The organism is Streptomyces sp. NPDC048290 (assembly GCF_040652095.1).
Lineage (GTDB): Bacteria > Actinomycetota > Actinomycetes > Streptomycetales > Streptomycetaceae > Streptomyces.
Map to the genome: position 1 here is coordinate 78,614 of NZ_JBEZLM010000018.1, position 22,178 is coordinate 100,791.

General features: G+C 72.8%; 19 protein-coding genes. 9 read left to right on the top strand and 10 right to left on the bottom strand.

All coding sequences use genetic code 11. The features are described 5' to 3' along the window. The first annotated feature begins 111 nt into the window (after positions 1-111). Together AB0D49_RS27880 and AB0D49_RS27885 are read left to right on the top strand one after the other, a co-directional pair. The gene (locus AB0D49_RS27880) at positions 112-3,165 is read left to right on the top strand and encodes a family 16 glycoside hydrolase (protein WP_362762255.1); all 3,054 of its coding nucleotides are present in this window, start codon (positions 112-114) and stop codon (positions 3,163-3,165) included. Positions 3,166-3,441: 276 nt separating this feature from the next. Continuing rightward, positions 3,442-4,137, top strand: a complete 696-nt coding sequence (locus AB0D49_RS27885; RefSeq protein ID WP_362762256.1) for an alpha/beta fold hydrolase — start codon at positions 3,442-3,444, stop codon at positions 4,135-4,137. Positions 4,138-4,204: 67 nt separating this feature from the next. On the opposite strand, the gene AB0D49_RS27890 is transcribed toward AB0D49_RS27885, so the two are convergent. Continuing rightward, a complete protein-coding gene (locus tag AB0D49_RS27890) occupies positions 4,205-4,795 on the bottom strand; it encodes a cupin domain-containing protein (RefSeq protein ID WP_362762258.1) in 591 nt (196 codons plus the stop codon). 226 nt (positions 4,796-5,021) lie between these two features. Here AB0D49_RS27890 and AB0D49_RS27895 point away from each other — a divergent pair, with 226 nt between their 5' ends. Further along, positions 5,022-5,894: an alpha/beta hydrolase gene (locus AB0D49_RS27895; protein WP_362762260.1), complete on the top strand. Its 873-nt coding sequence runs from the start codon at positions 5,022-5,024 to the stop codon at positions 5,892-5,894. Positions 5,895-5,955: 61 nt separating this feature from the next. Beyond that, positions 5,956-6,468, top strand: a complete 513-nt coding sequence (locus AB0D49_RS27900; protein WP_362762262.1) for a MerR family transcriptional regulator — start codon at positions 5,956-5,958, stop codon at positions 6,466-6,468. A 42-nt stretch (positions 6,469-6,510) separates the two neighbouring features. Here AB0D49_RS27900 and AB0D49_RS27905 read toward each other — a convergent pair whose 3' ends face one another. The 3 genes from AB0D49_RS27905 to AB0D49_RS27915 all read right to left on the bottom strand — a co-directional run bounded on the left by AB0D49_RS27905 (position 6,511) and on the right by AB0D49_RS27915 (position 8,515). After that, positions 6,511-6,918, bottom strand: a complete 408-nt coding sequence (locus AB0D49_RS27905) for a RidA family protein (RefSeq protein ID WP_362762264.1) — start codon at positions 6,916-6,918, stop codon at positions 6,511-6,513. 173 nt (positions 6,919-7,091) lie between these two features. Continuing rightward, the gene (locus tag AB0D49_RS27910) at positions 7,092-7,901 is read right to left on the bottom strand and encodes a class II aldolase/adducin family protein (protein WP_362762265.1); all 810 of its coding nucleotides are present in this window, start codon (positions 7,899-7,901) and stop codon (positions 7,092-7,094) included. A gap of 164 nt (positions 7,902-8,065) precedes the next feature. Then, positions 8,066-8,515 (bottom strand): Lrp/AsnC family transcriptional regulator, encoded by a 450-nt coding sequence (locus AB0D49_RS27915; RefSeq protein WP_362762267.1) that lies wholly within the window; start codon positions 8,513-8,515, stop codon positions 8,066-8,068. Positions 8,516-8,842: 327 nt separating this feature from the next. Here AB0D49_RS27915 and AB0D49_RS27920 point away from each other — a divergent pair, with 327 nt between their 5' ends. From AB0D49_RS27920 to AB0D49_RS27935, 4 genes are all read left to right on the top strand, one after another. Further along, the gene (locus AB0D49_RS27920; RefSeq protein WP_362762269.1) at positions 8,843-9,979 is read left to right on the top strand and encodes a thiamine pyrophosphate-dependent dehydrogenase E1 component subunit alpha; all 1,137 of its coding nucleotides are present in this window, start codon (positions 8,843-8,845) and stop codon (positions 9,977-9,979) included. Then, positions 9,976-10,944 carry an alpha-ketoacid dehydrogenase subunit beta gene (locus AB0D49_RS27925; protein WP_362762271.1) on the top strand — a complete coding sequence of 323 codons (969 nt, stop codon included), beginning with the start codon at positions 9,976-9,978 and terminating at the stop codon, positions 10,942-10,944. The genes AB0D49_RS27920 and AB0D49_RS27925 overlap by 4 nt, the downstream gene beginning before the upstream one ends. 17 nt (positions 10,945-10,961) lie before the next feature. Then, the gene (locus AB0D49_RS27930; protein WP_362762273.1) at positions 10,962-12,272 is read left to right on the top strand and encodes a dihydrolipoamide acetyltransferase family protein; all 1,311 of its coding nucleotides are present in this window, start codon (positions 10,962-10,964) and stop codon (positions 12,270-12,272) included. A 113-nt stretch (positions 12,273-12,385) separates the two neighbouring features. After that, positions 12,386-13,633 (top strand): glycoside hydrolase family 88 protein, encoded by a 1,248-nt coding sequence (locus AB0D49_RS27935; RefSeq protein ID WP_362762275.1) that lies wholly within the window; start codon positions 12,386-12,388, stop codon positions 13,631-13,633. A 13-nt stretch (positions 13,634-13,646) separates the two neighbouring features. Here AB0D49_RS27935 and AB0D49_RS27940 read toward each other — a convergent pair whose 3' ends face one another. The 3 genes from AB0D49_RS27940 to AB0D49_RS27950 are packed head-to-tail and all read right to left on the bottom strand — an operon-like array spanning position 13,647 to position 16,388. Then, on the bottom strand, positions 13,647-14,297 hold the full coding sequence (locus AB0D49_RS27940) for a nucleoside/nucleotide kinase family protein (protein ID WP_362762277.1): 651 nt from the start codon (positions 14,295-14,297) through the stop codon (positions 13,647-13,649). After that, positions 14,294-15,112, bottom strand: a complete 819-nt coding sequence (locus AB0D49_RS27945; RefSeq protein ID WP_362762279.1) for a methyltransferase domain-containing protein — start codon at positions 15,110-15,112, stop codon at positions 14,294-14,296. The genes AB0D49_RS27940 and AB0D49_RS27945 overlap by 4 nt, the downstream gene beginning before the upstream one ends. A gap of 58 nt (positions 15,113-15,170) precedes the next feature. Next, entirely contained in the window at positions 15,171-16,388 is a 1,218-nt protein-coding gene (locus AB0D49_RS27950; RefSeq protein ID WP_362762281.1) for a transposase, read from the bottom strand. A 183-nt stretch (positions 16,389-16,571) separates the two neighbouring features. Here AB0D49_RS27950 and AB0D49_RS27955 point away from each other — a divergent pair, with 183 nt between their 5' ends. Beyond that, positions 16,572-17,432 (top strand): SDR family NAD(P)-dependent oxidoreductase, encoded by an 861-nt coding sequence (locus tag AB0D49_RS27955; protein WP_362762283.1) that lies wholly within the window; start codon positions 16,572-16,574, stop codon positions 17,430-17,432. 171 nt (positions 17,433-17,603) lie between these two features. Here the strand turns inward: AB0D49_RS27955 and AB0D49_RS27960 are convergent, their stop codons facing one another. The 3 genes from AB0D49_RS27960 to ccrA all read right to left on the bottom strand — a co-directional run bounded on the left by AB0D49_RS27960 (position 17,604) and on the right by ccrA (position 21,898). Then, positions 17,604-18,608: a beta-ketoacyl-ACP synthase 3 gene (locus AB0D49_RS27960; protein WP_362762285.1), complete on the bottom strand. Its 1,005-nt coding sequence runs from the start codon at positions 18,606-18,608 to the stop codon at positions 17,604-17,606. Beyond that, positions 18,605-20,419, bottom strand: a complete 1,815-nt coding sequence (locus AB0D49_RS27965) for a fatty acyl-AMP ligase (protein WP_362762287.1) — start codon at positions 20,417-20,419, stop codon at positions 18,605-18,607. The genes AB0D49_RS27960 and AB0D49_RS27965 overlap by 4 nt, the downstream gene beginning before the upstream one ends. Positions 20,420-20,542: 123 nt before the next feature. Then, positions 20,543-21,898: a crotonyl-CoA carboxylase/reductase gene (ccrA, locus tag AB0D49_RS27970; protein WP_362762289.1), complete on the bottom strand. Its 1,356-nt coding sequence runs from the start codon at positions 21,896-21,898 to the stop codon at positions 20,543-20,545. Positions 21,899-22,178 lie beyond the last annotated feature (280 nt).

Below are 22,178 nucleotides of genomic sequence, written 5' to 3' on the forward strand. Positions count from 1 at the left end.
TGTGAAAAAACTTTCGACTCTTTGTGGACGAAGTATGGACCGTGCGGGCGAAAGTCCCTAGTGTCTCCGCCGAGTCGCCCCCCTTACGCCCCCCGAGCGCCAGGAGGAACCGTGAGAACCCGGCCGTACCGTCGTCTCTCCAGACGCACCGCGAGCGTCGTGCTCGCCCTGCTCGTCGCGGGCAGCTTCGCGCCCGCCGTCGCCGACACCCCCGCCCCCGACAGCCGGGCCCGCGCCGCCGCGGCCGACATCCCGCCCCAGGAACCCGGCGTCACCCTGCGGGTGTTCGACCTCCAGGCCCCCCTGAAGAAGCTCTGCCAGCTGAAGGAGGGCCAGACCCCCAACGTCGACAAGCTGATGCCGGTCGTCGACTGGTCCACCGAGGCCGACTTCGGGCTGGCCAACAACTTCATGTCCCAGGCCCTCGGCTATCTCAACGTCCCCGTCGCCGGGGCGTACGACTTCCGGCTGATCAGCGACGACGGCTCACGGCTGTTCCTGGACGACAAGCTGGTCATCGACCACGACGGACTGCACGGCGCCGAACCCAAGGACGGCACCGCCCAACTGAGCCCCGGCGCGCATCCGCTGCGGATCGAGCACTTCGAGGCGGGCGGCGGCCAGCAGGTCACCCTCCAGTGGAAGCCGCCGGGCGCGAGCGACTACACCCTCGTCCCCACCTCCGCGCTCAGCACCGACGCCGGGGTCGTCCGGGTCACCGCGCCCGGCCGCAAGGAGTGCGTCAGCGGGCAGGACAGCCCCGGCGACGGCCTTCCGCTGGCCGGGGTCCACCCGAACTACACGCTCACCGACCTGCGTCCGGCCGGTTTCGAGCCCAAGGTGTCCGCGATGGACTGGCTGCCGGACGGCCGCCTAGCGGTCTCCACCTGGGGCGAGAGCCAGACCACCGACGGCGAGGTCTACCTCCTCAGCAATGTCACCGGCGCCACCGGCCCCGACAAGGTGAAGGCCAAGAAGATCGCCTCCGGGCTGCGCGAGCCGATGGGCATCAAGTACGTCGACGGCAAGCTGTACGTGTCGGAGAAGCACCAGCTGACCGAGTTGAACGACACCGACCGCGACGAGGTCACCGACACCTACCGCAAGGTCGCCGCCTGGCCCTACGGCGGCAACTTCCACGAGTTCGCCTTCGGCCTCCTCTACGACAAGGGCAGCTTCTACCTCAACCTCTCCGTCGCCATCAACTACGGCGGCGCCACCACCGATCCGCAGCCCGCCAAGGACCGCGGCACCACCATCAAGGTGGACAAGCGCACCGGCAAGGTCAGCTATCTCGCCGGGGGTCTGCGCACCCCGAACGGCATCGGCTGGGGCCCGAAGAACGAGATCTTCGTGACCGACAACCAGGGCGGCTGGCTCCCCGCGTCCAAACTGGTGCAGATCAAGAAGGACGGCTTCTTCAACCACTACACCCGCGCCCAGGACGGCACCGCCACCATCCCGGGCCGCTTCGACGCCCAGCCGGTCACCAAGCCGGTGCTGTGGCTGCCGCAGAACGAGATCGCCAACTCGCCCAGCACCCCGCTCACCCTGAAGAAGGGCCCCTTCGCCGGACAGTTGCTGTTCGGTGACGTCACCTACGGCGGGCTCCAGCGCGCCAGCCTGGAGAAGGTCGACGGCCAGTACCAGGGCGCGGTCTTCCGGCACACCCAGGGCCTGGAGGCCGGGGTCAACCGGATCAGCGTCGGCCCCGACGGCGCGATCTACACGGGCGGTCTGGGCGCCGAGGGCAACTGGGGCCAGGAGGGCAAGCTCCGCTTCGGCCTCCAGAAGCTCACCCCCAACGGCACCAGCGCCTTCGACATGCACTCCATGCGCGCCACGGACGACGGTTTCGTCCTCAAGTACACCCAGCCGCTGTCCCAGGCCACCGTCGACCGCATCGCCCAGAACCTCGCCCAGAGCTACGAGGTCCGCCAGTGGCGCTACTCGCCGACCCCGCAGTACGGCGGCCCCAAGATCGACGAGGAGCCGCTGACCGTCGCCGGGGCGTCCGTCTCCCGCGACCGCACCCAGGTCCGCCTGGAGATCCCCGGACTCCGCGCCGACCGGGTCGTCCACGTCCGCTCCCCGCGCCCCTTCACCGCGGCGAACGGCGAGGCCCTGTGGAGCACCGAAGCCTGGTACACCCTGAACGCCATCCCCGGTGACCGCTCCACCCCCACCGAGTACGAGGCGGAGGAGGCCAAGCTGTCCGGCGGCGCCGGGTTCGACACCGAGCACCGGGGCTACTCCGGCGGCGGCTTCGTCGACAACTACGGCACCGTCGGCGCCACCACCACCTTCCAGGTCGAGACCGCCAAGAAGGGCGCCTACGACGTGGGCCTGCGCTACGCCAACGGCCCCAACCCCTTCACCGGCACCAAGAAGATCAGCGTCTACGTCAACGGGGAGAAGGTCCGCCAGACGGCGCTGCCGTCGACCGGCTCCTGGACCACCTGGGCCACCCACACCGAACGGCTGACCCTGCGCAAGGGCGCCAACACCATCGCCTACCGCCATGACGAGGGCGACGACGGGCATGTCAACCTCGACATGATCCACCTGGGCACCCCGGGCGCCCGGATCGATCTGCTGGACGAGGACGGCAGCCTCTCCCAGTGGCAGCACACCGACGGCCGCGCGGTCGCCTGGCCGCGCACCCCCGAGGGCTCGGTCGAGGTCTGCTGCGGCGACATCCGCACCAAGCGGTCCTTCGGCGACTACAAGCTGCATGTCGAGTTCCGGGTGCCCAAGCTGCCCGACGACGTGACCGGCCAGGACCGCGGCAACAGCGGCGTCTACCTCCAGGAGCGCTACGAGATCCAGGTCCTGGACTCGTTCGGCGTCCCGAAGCTGGCCGCGAACGAGGCCGCCGCGATCTACCAGCAGAAAGCCGCCGACCACAACGCGTCCACGGCCCCGGAGACCTGGCAGTCCTACGACATCACCTTCCGCGCCGCCCGCTACGGCGCAGACGGGCAGAAGACCGAGGACGCTCGGGTGACCGTGGTCTGGAACGGCGTCACGGTCCATGACGATGTGGCGATCACCGGTCCGACCGGTGGCTCCATCCCGGAGGGCGCCTTCACCGGGGCGGTCCGGCTCCAGGACCACGGCAACAAGGTCCGCTACCGGGACATCTGGATCCAGCCCCTGGGCTGACGCCTTCCCTGAGTCCGTTTACCTGGGACCGCTTCCCTGGGACCGCTTACCTGGGACCGCTTCCTTGGGACCGCTTCCCTGGGACCGCTTCCCCGGGTCGCGGTGAGGGCCTCCGGCATCATGCCGGAGGCCCTCACCCATGTGCGGGACGGAGTCGTCCGCGGTATTGCCTGACAGGCGAAATAAATCGCCTCACGGGTTGACCTGGCGTTCCGTGCGGCCGATGCTGTGTGCACTCGGCCCACCGGGGCCGTGACCTGCGGGAGAAGGAGCGAGATGGCGACGTTCGTGCTGATCCACGGTTCCTGGGGCGGCGGCTGGTGCTGGGACCGGATGCGGCCCCTGCTGGAGGACGCCGGGCACCGGGTGCTGACCCCGACCCTCACCGGCTTCGCCGAGCGGCGTGCGGAGGGCGCCCCTGAGGTGGGCGTCAACGCCAACGCGCGGGAGATCGCCGCACTTCTGGCCGAGCGGGACCTCACCGATGTGATCCTCGTCGGCCACAGCTACGGCGGCATGGTCATCACCGGAGTCGCCGCCCTCGCCCCGGACCGTGTCGGACGGTTCGTCTACGTCGACGCGTTCGCGCCCCGCGGCGGCGACTCCGCGTTCGGACTGCTGCCCTGGCTCCAGGACGCGTTCGTGGCCCCCGAGGGCGGCCCCGACTGGCAGGTCGCCCCGCTGGACCCGCGCGCACTCGGCGCCGACGAGGACGGGGCTGCGTGGCTGGAACGCCATCTCGCGCCGATGCCCCGGCACACCCACGCCGAGCCGCTGCTCGCGGGCGCCGACGAGGTGCTGGCGCGCACCCCCGTGACATACATCCACTGTGCGGCACAGCGGTTCTTCGACGGGACCGCCGCCGACGCGGCCGAGCGGGGCTTCGACCTGGTGACCCTGACCGGGGTCGGCCACGCCGAAGTGCTCATCGCGCCCGGCGTGCTGGCCCGCGAACTCCTCGGGCTGGCCTGAGCGGCTCGCGCGCGGCGGTCGGCAGCGGTCGCAGTGGTCGGCAGTGGTCGGCAGTGGTCGGCGGCGGTCAGCGGCGGGTCTTCGCGGCGGGCACCGGATGGTGCATCGGTGTGGTCGCCGCCGTCGAGACGACCAGCACCGTCGCCGGACGGTCGCCCTTGTTGGTCAGCCGGTGCACCTTGGACGAGTCGAAGTGGACGGAGTCCCCGGCGCCCAGCGCGATGTCCGTGCCGGACAGCCGGAAGACCACGTCCCCCGACTCGACATGCAGCCACTCCTCGCCCGCGTGCCGGGCGTCCTTGATGGACTTGCCGGGCTCCACCTCGACCCGGATCACCGCGATCGTCGAACCCGGCCCGCTGAGCACGGTGTAGTGCCCGTCCTGCCCGGGGTGCGACCGCGCGTCCGCGGCGCGGACGAGATGGTGGTCCTCCAGCTCCTGTTCCTGGATCAGCTCGCTGACCGACAGCCCGTACACCCGGGCGATCTGGAGCAGACTCCCGATCGACGGCTGCCGGGTCCCCTTCTCCAGCCGGGACAGATGGGTCACGGAGATACCGGTCTGCTCGGAGAGCGTCATCAGGGTGATGCCCCGCTCACCGCGCAGATCCCGCAGCCGGTGACCGACCCAGGTGTCCACCTCGTTCTCGTGCGCCATGCCCGTAACATACACGTCCCCCAGGCAACACTTCTTGCCGAACTGGCAAACCATCTCAGACCGTGCTCCTCCCTCCTGACCTGCGGAGTTTGACGTTGACACCGGCGTCAGCGTTTAGCGTCGGCGACGGTCGCGCTCACCGGCGTCCCCTCGCGGGGCGCTCATGGCGCGGCCGAACCAGCCGCCGGCTCCAGCGGGCGGCACGTCAGTGGAGGAGTGCGCAGAGATGGTCGTCAACGAGAGGTACCGGCGGTTCGGGGCGGGCCGGGTCCAGGGGGTCGCCGCACTCGCCGTCGGCGTGCTGCTCGTCACCCCGGTGGCGGCGTCGGGCAGTCCGCAGGCGTCCCCGGGTGCGGGCGGCGGACACGGGGCCGCCAAGCCCACCGTCGTCCTGGTGCATGGCGCCTTCGCCGACTCCTCCTACTGGAACGGGGTCGTCGAACGCCTCCAGCGCCAGGGCTATCCGGTCGTGGCCGCCGCCAATCCGCTGCGCGGGCTCCCGGTGGACACGGCGGCCGTGACCAGCGTCCTGGACCAGATCGACGGCCCCGTCGTCCTCGTCGGCCACTCCTACGGCGGCGCGGTCATCAGCGAGGCGGCCACCGGCGACCCGGATGTCGAGGCGCTGGTCTATGTCGCGGCCCTCATGCCGGAGAAGGGCGAGGTGATCAGCGAACTGACCGGGAAGTTCCCCGGCGCCATCCTGGAACCCGCCATGAACCGGGTGCCGTTCCGGACCGCCGACGGCGGCACCGGCTACGACTTCTACCTGGACCCCGACCAGTACCACGAGGTCTTCGGCGCGGACCTGCCCAGAAGGACCACGTCCCTGATGGCCGCCACCCAGCGCCCGTTCAGTGAGGACGCCTTCGACGACAAGGCGACCTCCGCCGCGTGGAAGACCATCCCGTCCTGGGCGATCGTGGCGACCCAGGACCGGGCGCTCGCCCCCGCCGTGATGCGCTTCGAGGCCGAACGGGCGGGCTCGCACACCGTGGAGCTGAAGACCTCTCATCTGCCGATGGTGTCCCGGCCGAAGGAGGTCGCCGACGTCATCGTGGACGCCGCGCGCAGCGAGGTGCCGTCCGGCCGGAACTGACTGTGTGGTTAGGGTGTTCGGGGGGCGACGGCCGCTCCCCGGCCCGGTACGGGCGTGGCGCATGACGAGTGATCCGACGGCGAAGGATGTGCGGCAGATGAGGGTGGGCGAACTGGCCCGGCGCAGCGGAACGTCCACCCGGACCCTGCGCTACTACGAGGCACAGGGCATGTTGATGTCGGCCCGGCTGTCCAACGGGTACCGGGAGTACGACGAGTGCGCCATCGAGCGCGTCGCCCAGATCCGCACCCTCCTCGACGCCGGACTGTCCACCCGGGTCATCAAGGTCATCATCCCCTGCTTCGAAGGCGCCGGACCGGAGCTGACCCCGGTACCGAGCCCCGAACTGGCGGGACGCCTGGCGAACGAACTCGCCGAGATGGACCACCAGATCGCCTCGCTGACCCGCAGCCGTGACACGATCCGCGGCTATCTCGAAGCGGCGCTGCCGTCCGGCGCCCGACCGCGCCCCCCGGCCACCGGCTCCGGGAGCCCGGACGGCCACTCCCGCACCGCCCGGCGCCGGACCGGCCGACTGGCTCCGCTGGCCACGGGGCGGCCGTCCGGTCACTGACCGGGTCCGGCGCCCGGTCGCCCGGGATCGCCGGGTCCTCGCTCAGTCCGGGACCACGGCGAAGCCGTCGACCTCGATCAGCCACTCCGGCATTCCGAGGCTCTCCACGCCCAGGAACGTACTCGCCGACACCGGCCACACCCCGTCGAAGGCCCGTGCCCCCGCGGCGAAGACGGGACCGATCAACTCCGGCCTGTGGCCCACCACATGGATGGTGTTCTTGAGCAGATGCTCCGGGGCGGCGCCCGCGGCCTCCAGGGCGGCCCGGAAGTTGCGGAACGCCTGCTCGGCCTGGGCCGCGTGGTCGCCGGGACCGACCAGCCCGCCGTCCGCGTCGAGCGCGATCTGCCCGGCGATGGCGACCAGACGGCCCCGGCCGGTCGCCGCATGGCTGTAGAGGCCCTGGACCGGGGGAGCGAGGGCGGCGGGGTTCAGGCGCTGGATGGACATGGTGTCTCCGTCTGCGGCGAGGGCGGTACATAGGGCTGGGCGGGGGCGGCCGGACTCATGGCGGCGGCGTCACGTAAGGACGGGCGCCACGTGGGGACCGGCGCCACGTCGGGACGGGCGCCACGTCGGGACGGGCGCCACGTCGGGACGGGCGCGCCGCGTCAGGACCGGCGTCACTTCAGGACGTCCGGTTCCTCCTCCGTCACCAGGTCCGCCAGCAGCGCGAAGTTGTGCCGGGCCATATTGGCGTTGCTGAACTGGCGGTGCGCGAGCCGTACTTCCTCGTCGCTCATGATCCGGGGCGTGCCCGCCGCGTCGGCCAGCAGTTGCATCTGGGCCGCGCGCTCCATGGTGATGAACCACCAGGCGGCCTCCTCGACGGACCGCCCCACGGTCAGCAGCCCGTGGTGGCGCAGGATCGCCGCGCGGGCGCCCCCGAGGCGTTCGGCGATCCGCTCGCCTTCCGCCCGCTCCAGCACCAGCCCCTTGTACTCGTCGAACAGCACATGGTCGCCCGCGAAGGCGCAGGACTCCTGGACGATCGGGTCGAGGAGCTTGTCGAGCGCGGCGAACGCCCGCCCGTGGAGGGTGTGGGCATGGCAGACGGCGGTGACGTCCGGCCGCGCCCGGTGGATCGAGGAGTGGATCCAGAACGCGGCCTTGTTGGTCCGCCGCTCGCCCTCCACGACCCGCCCCTCCTCGTCGATGAGCAGCAGATCGCTCACCTTGATCCGGGAGAAGTGCACGGCGTACGGGTTGACCCAGAAGCGGTCCGGGAACTCCGGGTCGCGGGCGGTGATGTGGCCCGCGATGCCCTCGTCGAAGCCGTAGCGGGCGAAGATCCGGAAGGCGAGGGCGAGTTGTGTCTTGCGGTGCTGCCGCTCGGCCGCCACGGAGTCCTTCGCGTCGGCCAGCCGGGGTATGTCCAGCTCGCCGATGTCGTCCAGATCCTGGGCGTCGGGGCCGTGCGTCGACACGGACATGTGCTCATGCCTCCCTGTCTCGGGGTACCGCCTGCGGACGGAACACGTTCAGCGTGCGCCGGACGGGCGGCGGAAGTCAACCCAGGAGGCAAATCGATGTGCCTACTGGGCAAACTTCCGGGTGGGTGGGGAACCGGCCGCCGGACCAGCGGGTCGCCGTCCGCTCAGCCGTCCCGGCGCCACGCCCCCAGCACCATCAGTGTCTTCGTCCCGATCACCGGACCCGCCCGGCGCAGCCGGTCGATGACCTCGCGCAGATGCAGGACGCCCGACACCCGCACCCGTACCAGCGCGTCGGGGTCGCCCGCGACCGTGAACACCTCCAGCACCTCGGGGACGCTGGTCGCGGCCATGGTGATCAGCTCGACCTCGACGTCCCCCGCGAAGCGCAGCTCCACGAACGCCTCGAAGCCGGAGCCGAGCTTGTCGTGGTCGAGGATCACCGTGTAGCCCGCGATGACGCCGACCCGCTCCAGCCGGTCGATCCGCCGCTTCACGGCCGACGGGGAGAGGCTGACGTGGTCGGCGATCTCGGTGACCGTGCGCCGCCCGTCCTGCACCAGCAGGTCGATGATCATGCTGTCGACGCTGTCGACGTGTTCGGTACCGGGCATGGGGGCCGCCTTGGGGTCGTGGGACGGGCACGCGGATCGCGCAGGGTCCAGGATGCGCGGATTTCCTGCGCGGAAGCGCGGTCCGGCGTCCTGTTCTTTGCGTCCGTGTCAATTTCCGTGCAGCTTAATTGCGGCCTGTCGGAGCGGATGCCGACTGTGGTCGTCCACGGGGACCCGAGGGCGACTGCCCGGAGGGGACCGGCCGGCCGCGTCACAGGCCCCCCACCCCGTGCCCCCGGCCCGGCGCCGGTCGATCACCCGGCCCTGTCCTGCCGGTTCCGGTCGGCCGGCGCCGTCCATCCCGCCGTAGCCGAGAAGAGAGCCGCGATGCCACGAGAGTCAGCCAAGTCCGCCGCAGCCGCCACGGTGGTGGACGGACCGATCCAATTCCTGTCGCCCGAGGGGGTGCTGGAACCCGACGGGCGGCTCGCGCCGCCCACCGGGGCGGATCTGCCCGCCCTGTACCGGGACATGGCCCTGGCCCGGCGGCTGGACGCGGAGGCCATCGCGCTCCAGCGGCAGGGCGAGCTGGCCATGTGGCCGTCCCTGCGCGGTCAGGAGGCGGCCCAGGTGGGTGCCGCGCACGCGTTCCGGGACCAGGACATGGTCTTCCCGACGTACCGGGAGCACGGGGTGGCCCGCTGCCGGGGACTGGACCCGGTCGCCCTGCTCGGGCTCTTCCGGGGCACCACGCTGGGCGGCTGGGACCCCTTCGAACGGCGCTTCCAGCTCTACACACTGGTCATCGGCGCGCAGACCCTGCACGCCGTCGGCTATGCGATGGGCCTGGTCCGGGACGGGGCCGTGGCGACCGGTGACGACAGCCGCGACAGTGCCGTGCTGGTGTTCCTCGGCGACGGTGCGCTCAGCGAGGGCGAGACCAACGAGGCGTTCCTGTGGGCCGCCGCCCAGCAGTTGCCCGTGGTGTTCTTCTGTCAGAACAACCAGTGGGCGATCTCCGCGCCGTTCCGGGTGCAGAGCCGGGTGCCGGTCGCCCAGCGCGCCTCCGGTTTCGGCTTCCCGGGCATCGCGGTGGACGGCAACGACGTACTGGCCTGTCTCGCCGCCACCACCGAGGCCCTCGACCGGGCCCGCTCCGGTGGCGGACCCACCCTCGTCGAGGCCGTCACCTACCGGGTCAACGCGCACACCACCGCCGACGACGCCACCCGCTACCGGCCGTCCAGCGAGGACGAGGAGTGGGCCGCCAAGGACCCGCTGGACCGGCTGCGCCGCCATCTGACCGCGAACGGCCTGGCCGACGACGCGTTCTTCGCCGATGTCGAGCACCAGGAGCGGTCGTTGGCCGAGCACCTGCGGGCCGGGTGCCGTGAACTGCCCGCGCCGGACCCGTCGACGCCCTTCACCCACACCCACGCCACCCTCACCGACGAACTGCGGCGCCAGCTCGCCGACCACCTCGACTCCGTGGCCGGTGGCCAGGAGAGCGGAGCCGTCCGATGAGGATCTCCATGGTCAAGGCCCTCAACAACGGGCTGCGCGCGGCCCTGGACGGCGACCCCAAGACGCTGCTGATCGGGGAGGACATCGGACGGCTCGGCGGGGTGTTCCGGGTGACGGACGGACTCCAGAAGGACTTCGGCGAACAGCGGGTGGTCGACTCGCCGCTCGGTGAGGCGGGCATCGTCGGTACCGCCATCGGCCTCGCGATGCGCGGCTACCGACCGGTGTGCGAGATCCAGTTCGACGGGTTCGTGTACCCGGCCGTCAACCAGATCGTCAGCCAGCTCGCCAAGCTCCGGCACCGCTCGGGCGGCCTGATCACCCTGCCGGTCACGATCCGTATCCCCTACGGCGGCGGCATCGGCTCCATCGAGCACCACTCCGAGTCCCCCGAGGTGTACTTCGCGCACACGGCGGGCCTGAAGGTGGTCACCTGCTCCACCCCGCAGAACGCGTACGACATGCTCCGTCAGTCCATCGCGGACGACGACCCGGTGGTCTTCCTGGAACCCAAACGGCACTACTGGGGCAAGGGCGAGGTCATCGACGGCACCCCGCCGCCGCTGGAGCGGGCGCAGATCGTCCGGCCCGGCACCGACGCCACCCTCCTCGCCTACGGCCCGACGGTCGCCCTGGCGCTGGAGGCCGCCGGGGTCGCCGCCGAGGAGGGCCACAGCGTGGAGGTGGTCGACCTGCGCAGTCTGTCGCCGCTGGACATGACGACCGTACGGGAGTCGGTGCACCGTACCGGGCGGGCGCTGGTCACCCATGAGGCGTCGCTGTCGCACGGCTTCGGCGCCGAACTCGCCGCCCGGCTCCAGCAGGAGGAGTTCCATCACCTGGAGGCGCCGGTGCTGCGGATCACCGGCTACGACACGCCGTACCCGCCCAGTCGGCTGGAGGCCGACTGGCTCCCGGGGGTCGACCGGATCCTCGACGCCCTCGACCACAGCCTGAGCTACTAGAAAGGGGGCCGGTCACCATGGACGAGCATGTCTTCCTGCTGCCCGACGTCGGCGAAGGACTCACCGAGGCCGACATCCTCCAGTGGTCCGTGCGGGTCGGTGACACCGTCGAGGTCAACCAGACCCTCGTGGAGATCGAGACCGCCAAGGCGGCGGTGGAACTGCCGTCCCCCTACGCGGGGGTGGTCGCCGTCCTGCACGCCGCCGAGGGCGAGACCCTCCCGGTCGGGCAGCCGCTCGTCACCCTCGTCTCCCCGGCCGCCGCGCCGGTCGGCGGTGGCGGCGCCGACAGCGACGGGGAGCCCCTGCTCGTGGGCTACGGGCCGCGCGAGGGGAGCGGCGGGCGGCGACGGCGGCGCGGCGCCACGCCCCCGGGGCCGCCGTCGGCCGCCGTGCCGACCGGGTCGGCCACCACGCCCCAGGGGTCCGTGTCCGCCGCCGTGCCGACCGGGCGGGCCGCCGCCAAGCCCCCGGTCCGCAAGCTCGCCAAGGACCTGGGCGTGGACCTCGCCACGGTCACCGCGACCGGGCCCGGCGCCACGGTCACCCGCGACGACGTACGCCGGGCCGCCGCGGAGCCGTCCCCCGTCCCGGCGGAGGGCGGGGCCCCCGCGAGGACCCGGGAGACCCGGGTCCCGATCCGGGGGGTGCGCAAGCACACCGCCGCCGCGATGGTCGCCTCCGCGTTCACCGCGCCGCATGTCACCGAGTTCATCACCGTGGACGTGTCGGCGACCATGCGGCTGCGCGAGACGGTCGCCGCCCGCCGGGAGTTCCGGGCCCTGCGGGTCACCCCGCTGCTGTTCGTGGCGCGGGCGCTGCTGCTGGCGCTGGGCGGCACGCCGGACGCCAACGCGAGCTGGGACGAGGCGGCGCAGGAGATCGTCCTCAAGCACGATGTGCATCTGGGGATCGCCGCGGCGACGGACCGGGGGCTGATCGTGCCCACCATCAAGCACGCCGACCGGATGTCGCTGCGCGAACTGGCCCAGGCGCTGGCCGAGCTGACGGAGACGGCCAGGTCGGGGCGGACCAGCCCGCAGTCGATGACGGGCGGCACGATCACTCTCACCAACGTGGGGGTGTTCGGGGTGGACACCGGAACGCCGATCATCAACCCGGGGGAGGCGGCCATCCTCGCCCTGGGCGCCATCCGCCGGGCCCCGTGGGTGGTGACCGACGCGTCGGGCGCGGAGCGGATCGAGCCGCGCTGGGTGACCCAGCTCGCGCTGTCCTTCGACCATCGGCTGATCGACGGCCGGCAGGGCTCTCAGCTGCTCGCCGACATCGCCGCGGTGCTCCACGACCCGGGTCTTGCGATGCTCTGAACGGACCGTGCTGTTCACATAGTTGAACATCGCGCACATGGGTGTCCATGGTGGCGGTGGGCATGTCAAACTCGCTCGACGTCTCCGTGGCCCCGCCCTGTGGGAGGACACCCATGAGCATCCCCCGACGCACGGTTCTCTCGGTCACGGCCGCCACCACGGCGGCCACCGCCTTACCGGTCCCCGCCGTCGCCGCGGAGACCGGTGAGCAGGCCCCGGCCCCCGCACGGGCCGGGGCCGCCCAACTCGCCGTCCTGCGCTCCGCCGCCGACTACGCGGTGCAGAAACTGCGGGCCGTCGCACCGGGGGTGAGCGCCTTCCCCGTCGGCACCCGGTTCGAGAAGTGGGTCTACTCGCAGAACGGCGACTGGGTCGGCGGCTTCTGGCCCGGCACCCTCTGGATGGCCCACCTCCACAGCGGCGACACCCGCTTCCGGGACCTCGCCGTCGACGCCGCCCGCCGCCTCGCCCCGCGCCAGCACGACACCACCACCCACGACCTGGGCTTCCTCTTCACCCCGTCCTGGGTCACCGCCTGGCGGCTGACCGGCGACCCGGCCTGGCGCACCGGCGCCCTGCGCGCCGCCGACACCCTGATCCGGCGCTACAACCCGCGCGGCCGGTTCCTGCGCGCCTGGGGCGGCCTGGACGATCCGCACAACGCGGGCCGGGTGATCATCGACACGATGATGAACCTCGACCTGCTCGCCTTCGCCACCGGACAGACCGGTGACCGCGCCTACCTGGACATCGCCGTCGAGCACGCGAAAACGACCCAGCGGGTGTTCCCGCGCCCCGACGGCTCCACCCCGCACGTCTATGACTTCAACCCCGACACCGGCGCCCCCATCGGCCCCCAGACAGTCCAGGGCTACAGCCCCACCTCCTGCTGGTCACGCGGCCAGGCATGGGGCCTGTACGGGTTCACCACCCTCTACCGGCGCACCGGCGACCCCCAGTTCCTCACCACGGCCCGCCGCCTCGCCGACTACGCCACCGGCGCGCTGGGCGCCGACCACGTCCCCGTCTGGGACTACCTCGCGCCCCAGCAGCCGTACGACATCAAGGACGCCTCCGCCGGGGCGGTCATGGCGTGCGGGCTGCTCGACCTGGCCGCCGCGACCGGCCGGGACGCCTACCGGCAGACCGCGCTGCGGATCCTCACCGCGCTCGCCGAGACCTGTCTGACCCGCAGATCGGCCCGCGCGGACGCGGTGGTCGCCCGCTGCACCCGCAACCGCCCCGCCGAGGACGGCGTCGAGATCTCCCTGCCCTACGCCGACTACTACCTGCTGGAAGGCATCCTGCGCGTGCTGCGCCCGGACGCCCTCGACCGCGCCATCGACCTGTCCCTGCCCTAGCGCTGACGCCCGGTCACAGCTGTACGACCAGGTCCGCGCGGTGGGCCGTGGCGGTGACCGCTGCGGCGTTGCGCTGGTCGCTGCCCTCGGCCCAGGCGCGGGCGGCGGACGGGGACTTGCCGAACGCGATATGACGCCGGATCAGCCGCGCCAGCCGGACCCCGTCGTCCAGCTGGAGGTACCAGGCCGCGTCCAGCAGGGGGCGCACCTGGTGCCAGGGAGGGGTGTCGAGCAGCAGATAGTTGCCCTCGGTGAAAACGAGGGGGACGGTCGGCGGCACGGCGACCCCGGCGGCGATCGGTTCCTCCAGATCGCGGCGGAAGGACGGCGCGTACACCACATCCGGGCCGGGTGCGCGCAGCCGCCGCAGCAGGGCCGCGTACCCGGCGGCGTCGAAGGTGTCCGGTGCGCCCTTGCGGTCCCGGCGGCCGAGCGACTCCAGCACCGCGTTGCTGAGGTGGAAGCCGTCCATCGGCACCAGGACGGCGGTGTCCGGGCCCAGCGCGCCCACCAGCGCCTCGGTCAGCGTGCTCTTGCCCGCGCCGGGCGGCCCGACCAGACCGATGACGGTACGGGGCGCGCCCTCGGCCAGCGCACGGGCACGGGCGGCGAGCCGCTCGACGTCGCCGTCGGTGGAGGGCGGTTGCGGGTGAGGGCCCGTCATCGGGCCGCGGCCTCCGGGGTCATCGCGGGTCCGGGTCCGCCCGGGTGGGTGCACACCACCGCCACCAGCGTGAACGACGCGAAGAACGGCCCCTGGAAGAGCCCCTCGAACCACCGGCGCCCCCGCTCCCGCGCCACCCGCCCCTCGTCGATCGCCCGCTCCATGTTCCGCCCGAGCCCCAACGCGTAGTCGGCCTCCGCCACATCCGTGAAGTGCGGGGTCTCGGCGAACACGGTCTCCACCTGGAACCCGGCGCCCCGCGCCAGCCGGGGCAGCGCCCGCCCGATCGTGGCGTTCCGCACCGCCACCGACGCCGTGTACCGGGTGAACGCGCGGCTGGTCTCCAGATCGCCGGAGTCCACCACGAGCGTGTCCCAGTCGGGTTCGGCCAGCGCGATCCGCGCCCCCGGCCGGGTCACCCGGTACAACTCGGCCAGCACCTCCGCCGGGTCCGCCACATGCATCAGCATCCGGTCGGTCCGCGCCCGGTCCACCACGCCGGACGCCACGGGCAGGGCGTGCGCGTCGCCCTCGCGGAACTCCACCCCGGCCAGGTCCGCCGTCCGCTCCCGCGCACGGGCCAGCATGACCGGGTCCCGGTCGACAGCGATCACCGTGCCGTCCGCGCCCGCCCGTCCGGCCAGTGCGGGCAGATCCGTACCGGGCCCGCACCCCACGTCGAGCACGGTGTGCCCGGCACGGACGTCCAGCAGTTCGAGCAACCGCGCCTTGTACGCGCGCCCGGCGTCACGCTCGGCGGCCCGCAGCATGTAGGCGGCCTGGTCGGGACGGGACACACCCAGGGAGGAAGACATGGGGACCAGTCAAACATCCCGCGCTCCCTCGCCGTACGGCCTTTCGTCCCGTCCGGTGTCAGGCTCCGGTCGGGCCGTCGATCCGGCGTGCGGTGCGCCGGGTCCGTAACACGCGTTCCTCCGCCGCCGCCCGGTGCAGGGACGTCGGCCAGTGGGGGGTGCCGGGTGGGGGCGGGGAGGCCAGCAGACGGGTGAAGGTGGCCACCTCCGCCCACTGGCGGAAGCGGTGATGGACCGTCTGCCAGGCGCCGTAGCGGGACGGCAGGGTGCGCCAGGGGCTGTTCGTGCGGAACCGCCACAGCACACCGTCGAACTGGGCCCGCAGGCCCCCGGGGTACGGGCCCCGCTCGCCGACCGGGAGCAGCGGTTCGACCGCCGCCCACTGGGCGTCCGTGAGGTCGTCCGCCGGGGGCGGGAGCGGGGCGTCCATACGGGTCAGCAGCGCGCGGACGGTGTCCACCACGTCCCGCACCATCGCGGGGGCCGCGCCCGGCCGGGCGTGCGCGCTCATCCGGATCGCGGGGGAGCGCGGCAGCGCGGGGTACTCCACCAGACCGTCGTAGCCGCGGGCGGTCGCCGCCAGCAGCGCCACCCCGAGTCCGGCCCGGGTCGCCTCCAGCACCCCGGTCAGATAGCCCGCCTCGCAGATCACCGACGCCGGGATGGCGTGCGCCGACAGCACGTCCAGGGCCTGGCGGCGGACCGCGCAGGGCTCCTCGATCGCGGCCAGCGGCACCGGCGCCGGAGCGGGCGGCGGACTCCAGCCGGGCGCCGCGTACCACTTCAGCGGCAGCCCGCCGACCGGCGTACCGTCCACGGCGACCGCCTCCGTGACATACACCGCCACATCCACCGACCGGCGGTCGACGGCCGCCACCAGCCGGGCCGAGCGGTCGATACGGAACCGGACCTGACAGCTCGGCAGCGTGCGCTGCACCGCCTCGGTGACACGGGGCAGGATCTGGTCGGCCACATGCTCCGCCGAGCCGATCACCACGGTCGTGGGTTCGGCGCCGAGCAGCCGCCGGGCCGCCTCGTCGTGCGCCGCGAGGATGCCGCGCGCCTCGTCCAGCAGCAGCCGGCCCGCCGGGGTGAACCGGGTGGCGCGTCCGCTGCGCTCCACCACCGGACGGCCCAGGGTTTTCTCCAGCCGCCGCACATGCTGGCTCACCGCGGACTGGCTCAGGGTCAGGGACTCGGCCGCCCGGCGGAATCCGCCCTCGTCCGCCACCGCCACGAGACTGCGCAGCGCGATGATGTCAAAGACCGGTCTCATGGCCGCAAGCTAACACCAACTGATAAGCAATCACGGTCACTTGGCGCTCGACCTGTTCCCTGTCAAGGGCCCGGCGGGAACACGGGGGGAAGCTGGGGAGGGGCGCCGGGATCTAGGGGTTGGCCGCTTCCCCGGGCGGTGGCAGCGTGCCGTCCACACGCCCCGCCCACCGCAGGAGATCCCATGACCGGCCCCCGCACCGACGACCTCACCCCTGTCCTTGTCACCGGCACCTCCTCCGGGATCGGTCTGGCCACCGCCGTCGGGGCCGCCGTCGCCGGGTACCAGGTCGTCGCCGGACTCCGGGACCCGGCGCGCGGTGATGCCCTGCGGGCCGCCGCCGACGCCGCCGGGGTGAGCGGGCGGCTGCGGACCGTCCGGCTGGACGTCACCGAACCGGAGTCCGTCGCCGCCGCCGTCAAGGAGACCGTCGACACATACGGTCGGCTCGACGCGGTCGTCAACAACGCCGGGGTCGGGCGGCTCGGCACCGTCGAGCAGATCGGCGTGGACGCCTTCCGCGCCGTACTGGAGACCAACTTCCTCGGTGTGGTGGAGGTGACCCGGGCCGCGCTGCCACACCTGCGGGCGACCGGCGGGCGGCTGATCGCGGTGTCCAGCCTCGGCGGGCTGATCGGGCAGCCCTTCAACGAGGCGTACTGCGCCGCCAAGTTCGCCCTGGAAGGGTTCCTGGAGTCACTGGCGCCGGTCGCCGCGCGCACCGGCGTGACCGTCACCGTCGTCGAACCGGGCCCGGTGGCCAGCGAGTTCGTGACCCGGCTCGCCCCGTCCGTGCCCGCGCTCATCGAGCGGGCCGGTCCCTACGAGGCGGCGTTCCACTCCTACCTGGGCGCCACCGCCCAGCTCTTCGAGCAGGCGCAGAGCGCGGCGGACGCGGCGGCCGTCGTGGTGGACGTGCTCGGCGCCGAACGGCCTCCGTTCCGGGTGCAGACCTCCGACGCCGCGCGGTCGCTCGCCGCGCTCAAACTCGCCGACCTCGACGGCTCCGCGGTGCAGGCCGTCACCAGGGCCTGGCTGGACTGAGTGACGGGCGGGTGGGTGCGGTGGGCGTCATGGCGGTGCGGGGTTGATGGGCGGGTGGGTGCGGGGGGCTGTGATGGCCGTGCCATCACCTGCGTGGCGTTGAGGATCGGGCTGTCATGGCGGTGCCATCACCTGCGTGGTGTTTGACGGCTGGGCCGGTGCGGTGGGCCGTCACGGTAGCGCCACCACCTGCGCGGCGTGCGAGAGGCCCGCGCCGAAGCCCACCAGCAGGGCCAGCCCCCGGCTGGGCACCGCGCCCCGGGCGAGCAGCTCCTCCATCGCCAGCGGGATGGACGCCGCCGAGGTGTTCGCCGTACGGACCACGTCACGGGCCACGACGACATGGTCCGGCAGGCCCAGCCGGGCCGCCGCCGCGTCGATGATCCGCAGATTCGCCTGGTGCGGGACGAACGCCGCGAGGTCGTCCGGGGCGACCCCGGCCGCCGACAGCGCGGCGCGTCCCGCCCTCGGCACGGTCTCCACCGCCCACCGGAACACCGCCGGGCCGTCCATGCGCAGCGTCGGGCGGGGGACACCGGGCGCCTGCCAGGGGGCCGAGTGGGCGATCGCCGTGTGCCGCGCCCCGTCCGCCCCCCACACCACCGGACCGATGCCCGGTGCGGCGGCCGGGCCCACCACCACCGCTCCGGCACCGTCCCCGAACAGGAACGCCGTCCCCCGGTCCGCCGGGTCCACGATGTCCGTCATCCGCTCCGCCCCCGCCACCACCACATACCGGGCGTTGCCCGCGCGGATCAGCGAGTCCGCCGTCGCCAGCGCGTGCACGAAGCCCGCGCAGGCCGCGCCGACATCGACGGCACCGGCCGCCGACGCGCCGATCCGGTGGGCGAGCCGGGGCGCCGCCGGGGGCGACTGCTCCAGCACGGACATCGACGCCAGCAGCACCGCGTCCACCGCCCCGGGCGCCACACCGGACTGCGCCAGCGCCTTCAGCGAGGCGCTCGCCGCCATCTCCACCACCGTGTCGTCCGGCGCCGCGAACCGCCGCGTCACGATGCCCGACCGGCGCCGGATCCAGTCGTCGCTGGAGTCGATCGGCCCGGCCACCTCGTCGTTGGACACCACCCGGGAGGGCCGGTAGGCGCCGACGCCGAGAATCCGGGCGCCGGGGCGCGCCGGACCGGCGCCCAGCCTTCCGCGCGCCTCGCCGGTCACCGTCCGGCCGCCGACGCCGCCGCGAACTCGCCCTCGGTGTACCGCCGCCGGGTCTCCCGGCGCTGCACCTTGCCGCTGGAGGTCTTCGGCAGCGCACCTCTCCGCACCACGACGACCGTGTCCGGCTCCAGCCGCTGGCCCTCCCGTACGGCCCGCCGCACCCGGGCGCGCAGTCCTTCCGCGCCCCCGTCGCGCAGGGCGCGGCCGTCGGCCTCGACCACCAGGACGAGGAGTTCGGCGCTGCCGTCGTCCACCGAGAAGGCCGCGGCGCAGTTCGGCCGCAGCGCCGGGTCGGCGTGCTCCGCCGACGCCTCGATGTCCTGCGGGAAGAAGTTGCGGCCCTTGCGGATGATGACGTCCTTGAGGCGGCCGGTGACGAACAACTCCCCGTCGTGCAGGAAGCCCAGGTCCCCGGTGCGCAGCCAGTCGCCCTCGTGCTCCGCGCCGGTCAGCCGGGCCCGGAAGGTGGCCGCGCTCTCCGCGCCGCGACCGTGGTAGCCGTCCGCGACGCATGGACCCGAGACCCAGATCTCGCCCACCGTGTCCTCGGGCAGCGCGGTGCCCGTGCCGGGGTCCGCGACGCGGACCGTCGTCGCCCCCACCGTCGTACCGCAGCCGACCGCGTCCACGACGGACGGGTCCACGACCGACGGGTCCGGACCGGCGGGTGCGTCGTCGACCGGGTGGGCCCGGCCCGTGCGCAGGGACTCCGCGTCGAGGCGGAGCAGTGTGGGCGGGCGGTCCTCACGGCTGCCGGTGGCCTTCAGGGTGTTCTCCGCCAGGCCGTAGCCGGGGCACATGGCCTCGGCGCGGAACCCGGCGGCGGCGAACGTCCGGGTGAACGCCCGGACCGCGCCCCAGCGCACCGGCTCGGCCCCGTTCGCCGCCACCCGCAGCGAGGACAGGTCGAGACCGTCCCGGACACCGCTCTCCGCCGCGTCCCGGACGCACAGCTCGTACGCGAAGCTCGGCGCGGCCGTGTGACTGCCCCGGAACCGGGAGATCGCCTCCAGCCAGCGGCCCGGCCGCCGGATGAACGCCTCCGGGCTCATCAGATACGCCGGAATCCCCGCCCACAGCGGCAGCACCACCCCGAACAACATGCCCATGTCGTGGAAGAGCGGCAGCCAGTTCACCACCGCGCTGTCCGGGCGGCACGGCCACAGCAGATCGGTCTCCGCCACGTTCGCCCGGAAGTTGGCGTGTGTGACCCTGACGCCCTTCGGGTCGCCGGTGGAGCCCGAGGTGTACTGGAGCAGGGCGATGTCGTGGGCGGCGGGCGGAGCGGCCGGTTCCTTGGGCGGTGCGGCTCCCGGTACGTCGGTGGCGACCAGGGTGAGTCCGGTGAGCTGCTCGGAGTCGCCGAACCGCTCCTCCAGATCACGCTGGACGGCGGACGTGGTCAGCACGGTCGTCGTCCCGGCGTCGTCGGCGATCCGACGCAGCCGGGTCAGGCCCCGGGCCCGGGACGGCACCTGGACGGGGGCACCGGCCACGCCCGCGTACATGCAGCCGAGCAGCGCGGCCACGAAGTCGAGACCGGACGGATACAGCAGTACGGCCGCCGGGGCGGCGCCGGTGGTGGACTTCCCGGCGGCCCGTACCGCCGCGATCTCGGGCCCGGTGGCCAGCGCCCGCGCGCGCTCGTCGAGTTGGCGGTACGTCAGTGATCGCTCGGGCTCCTCGCCGTTGCGCAGAAAGACGTACGCGGTGTCGTCGGGGCGGGTGCGGGCGCGGAGCCGCAGTACCTCGGGGAGTGTGGGCAGTGCCGTGGCCGTACGCGGGGCGGTGGACGTGGTGGGGGCGGTCATGGGTGGGCGTACCTCTTCTCGCTGTCCTGGTCTCGCTGTCCTGGTCGTGGGCCGGTCGCGTGGGCTGGTCGCGTGGGCCTGGTCTCGATGGCCGGGCGGGCGCCGGGAGTCCCGGCGCCGTGGTCAGCCCACGGCCACGGGCTGCCGGGGGGACGGGACGCGCAGCGGGCTCAGCCGCTCCTCGCCGAGCGCGGCCCGGGTGCCCGGGTCCGTGACGCCGAGACCGGGGGAGGGGGCCAGCGCGAGCACCCCGACCTTGCCGGTGTGCCGGTTGGTCTGCACCAGGCGTGCCGCCTCGCCCACCTCGGCCAGCGGGAACACCTCCGACAGCACGGGCGCCACCGCGCCCCGCCCGACCAGGCGCATCATCTCGGAGGCCTCGTTGAGGTTCATGCCGTGACTGCCCACGATCCGCTTGAGGTTCATCCAGAAGTAGCGGTTGTCGAAGGAGTGCTCATAGCCGGTGCTCGACCCGCAGGTCACGACCGTGCCGCCGCGCCGGGCCACGATCACGGAGATCCCGAAGGTCGCCCGGCCGACATGGTCGAACACCACATGCGGGTCCTCGCCCAGCTCCGCCCGGATCACCCGGCCCAGCCGCTTGGCCGCCGCCACCGTGTCCGCGCCCGGCGCCACCGGGCCGCCGATCCCGATCTCCGTACGGTCGATCACCACATCGCAGCCGAGCCGCCTCAGCAGCTCCGCCTTCTCGGGCGAGTTGACCACCCCGACCGCGATGCCCCCGCCGTTCTTCACCAACTGCACCGCGAACGCCCCGAGCCCGCCCGTGGCGCCCCAGATCAGCACGATGTCGCCCTGCTTGATCCGAGCGCCCCGGTCACCGACCAGCATCCGGTACGCGGTCCCGCCGCACAGCGGTACGCACGCCGCCTCCTCCCAGGTCAGATGGCCCGGCTTGGCCAGCAGCTGACTGGCCCGGACGACGGTGTAGTGGGCGAGGCCACCGAAGTTGGTCTCATAGCCCCACGCCTTCTGATCGACGCCGAGCATCCCGTCGTGCTGGGTCACCGGGTCCTGGTCGTCCACCACGGCCGCGTTGACCGCCACATGGTCGCCGGTCCTCCAGCGCCGCACCCCGGCCCCGACCCGCACGATCACCCCGGCCGCGTCCGACCCGACCACCTGGAACGGCTGGTCGTGCCGGGCCGCGTACCCCCCGCCGCGCGCGAACCGCTTCAGCGCGCCGAACGTCGACACCGGCTTGAACGTCGCCGACCAGACGGTGTTGTAGTTGATGGAGCTGGCCATCACCGCCACCAGCACCTCGTCGGGCGCCAGCGCCGGCATCGGCACCCGGCCCACCCGCAGCGACCGCCGTACGTCGGCGTCGGCCACGCCGTCGAAGATCCCGACGTCCTCCTGCCGGATATGGGCGGCGACGAAATCCGCCGGAACCGGGATCCGTTCCAATTCCTCGGCGGAGGCGCCCCGCACCACCGCTTCCGTCAATGCGTCCATCGCCTGCTCTTCTCCCTGTGTCCGGCGTCCTGGTGGTGTTTGTCACCGACGCTAGGCGGCGGGAATCGAGCGACGAAACCCCTATGCGGGCGGACTGGGGTGAGGGTGGGGGAGGGGCAGTTCAGTGGGGTGTCGGGAGAGGTGAATGTGCAGGTGGGCGTGGTGGGTTGGGGTTCTAGGGGGAGGGTAGGGGTGGGCCCGGCGAATTCCGTGCGGCGAGAATGGGGATCGGCGCCGGGGAGGTGAGATCCGGTTCCTGTACGGATATCGGCGGCGGTTT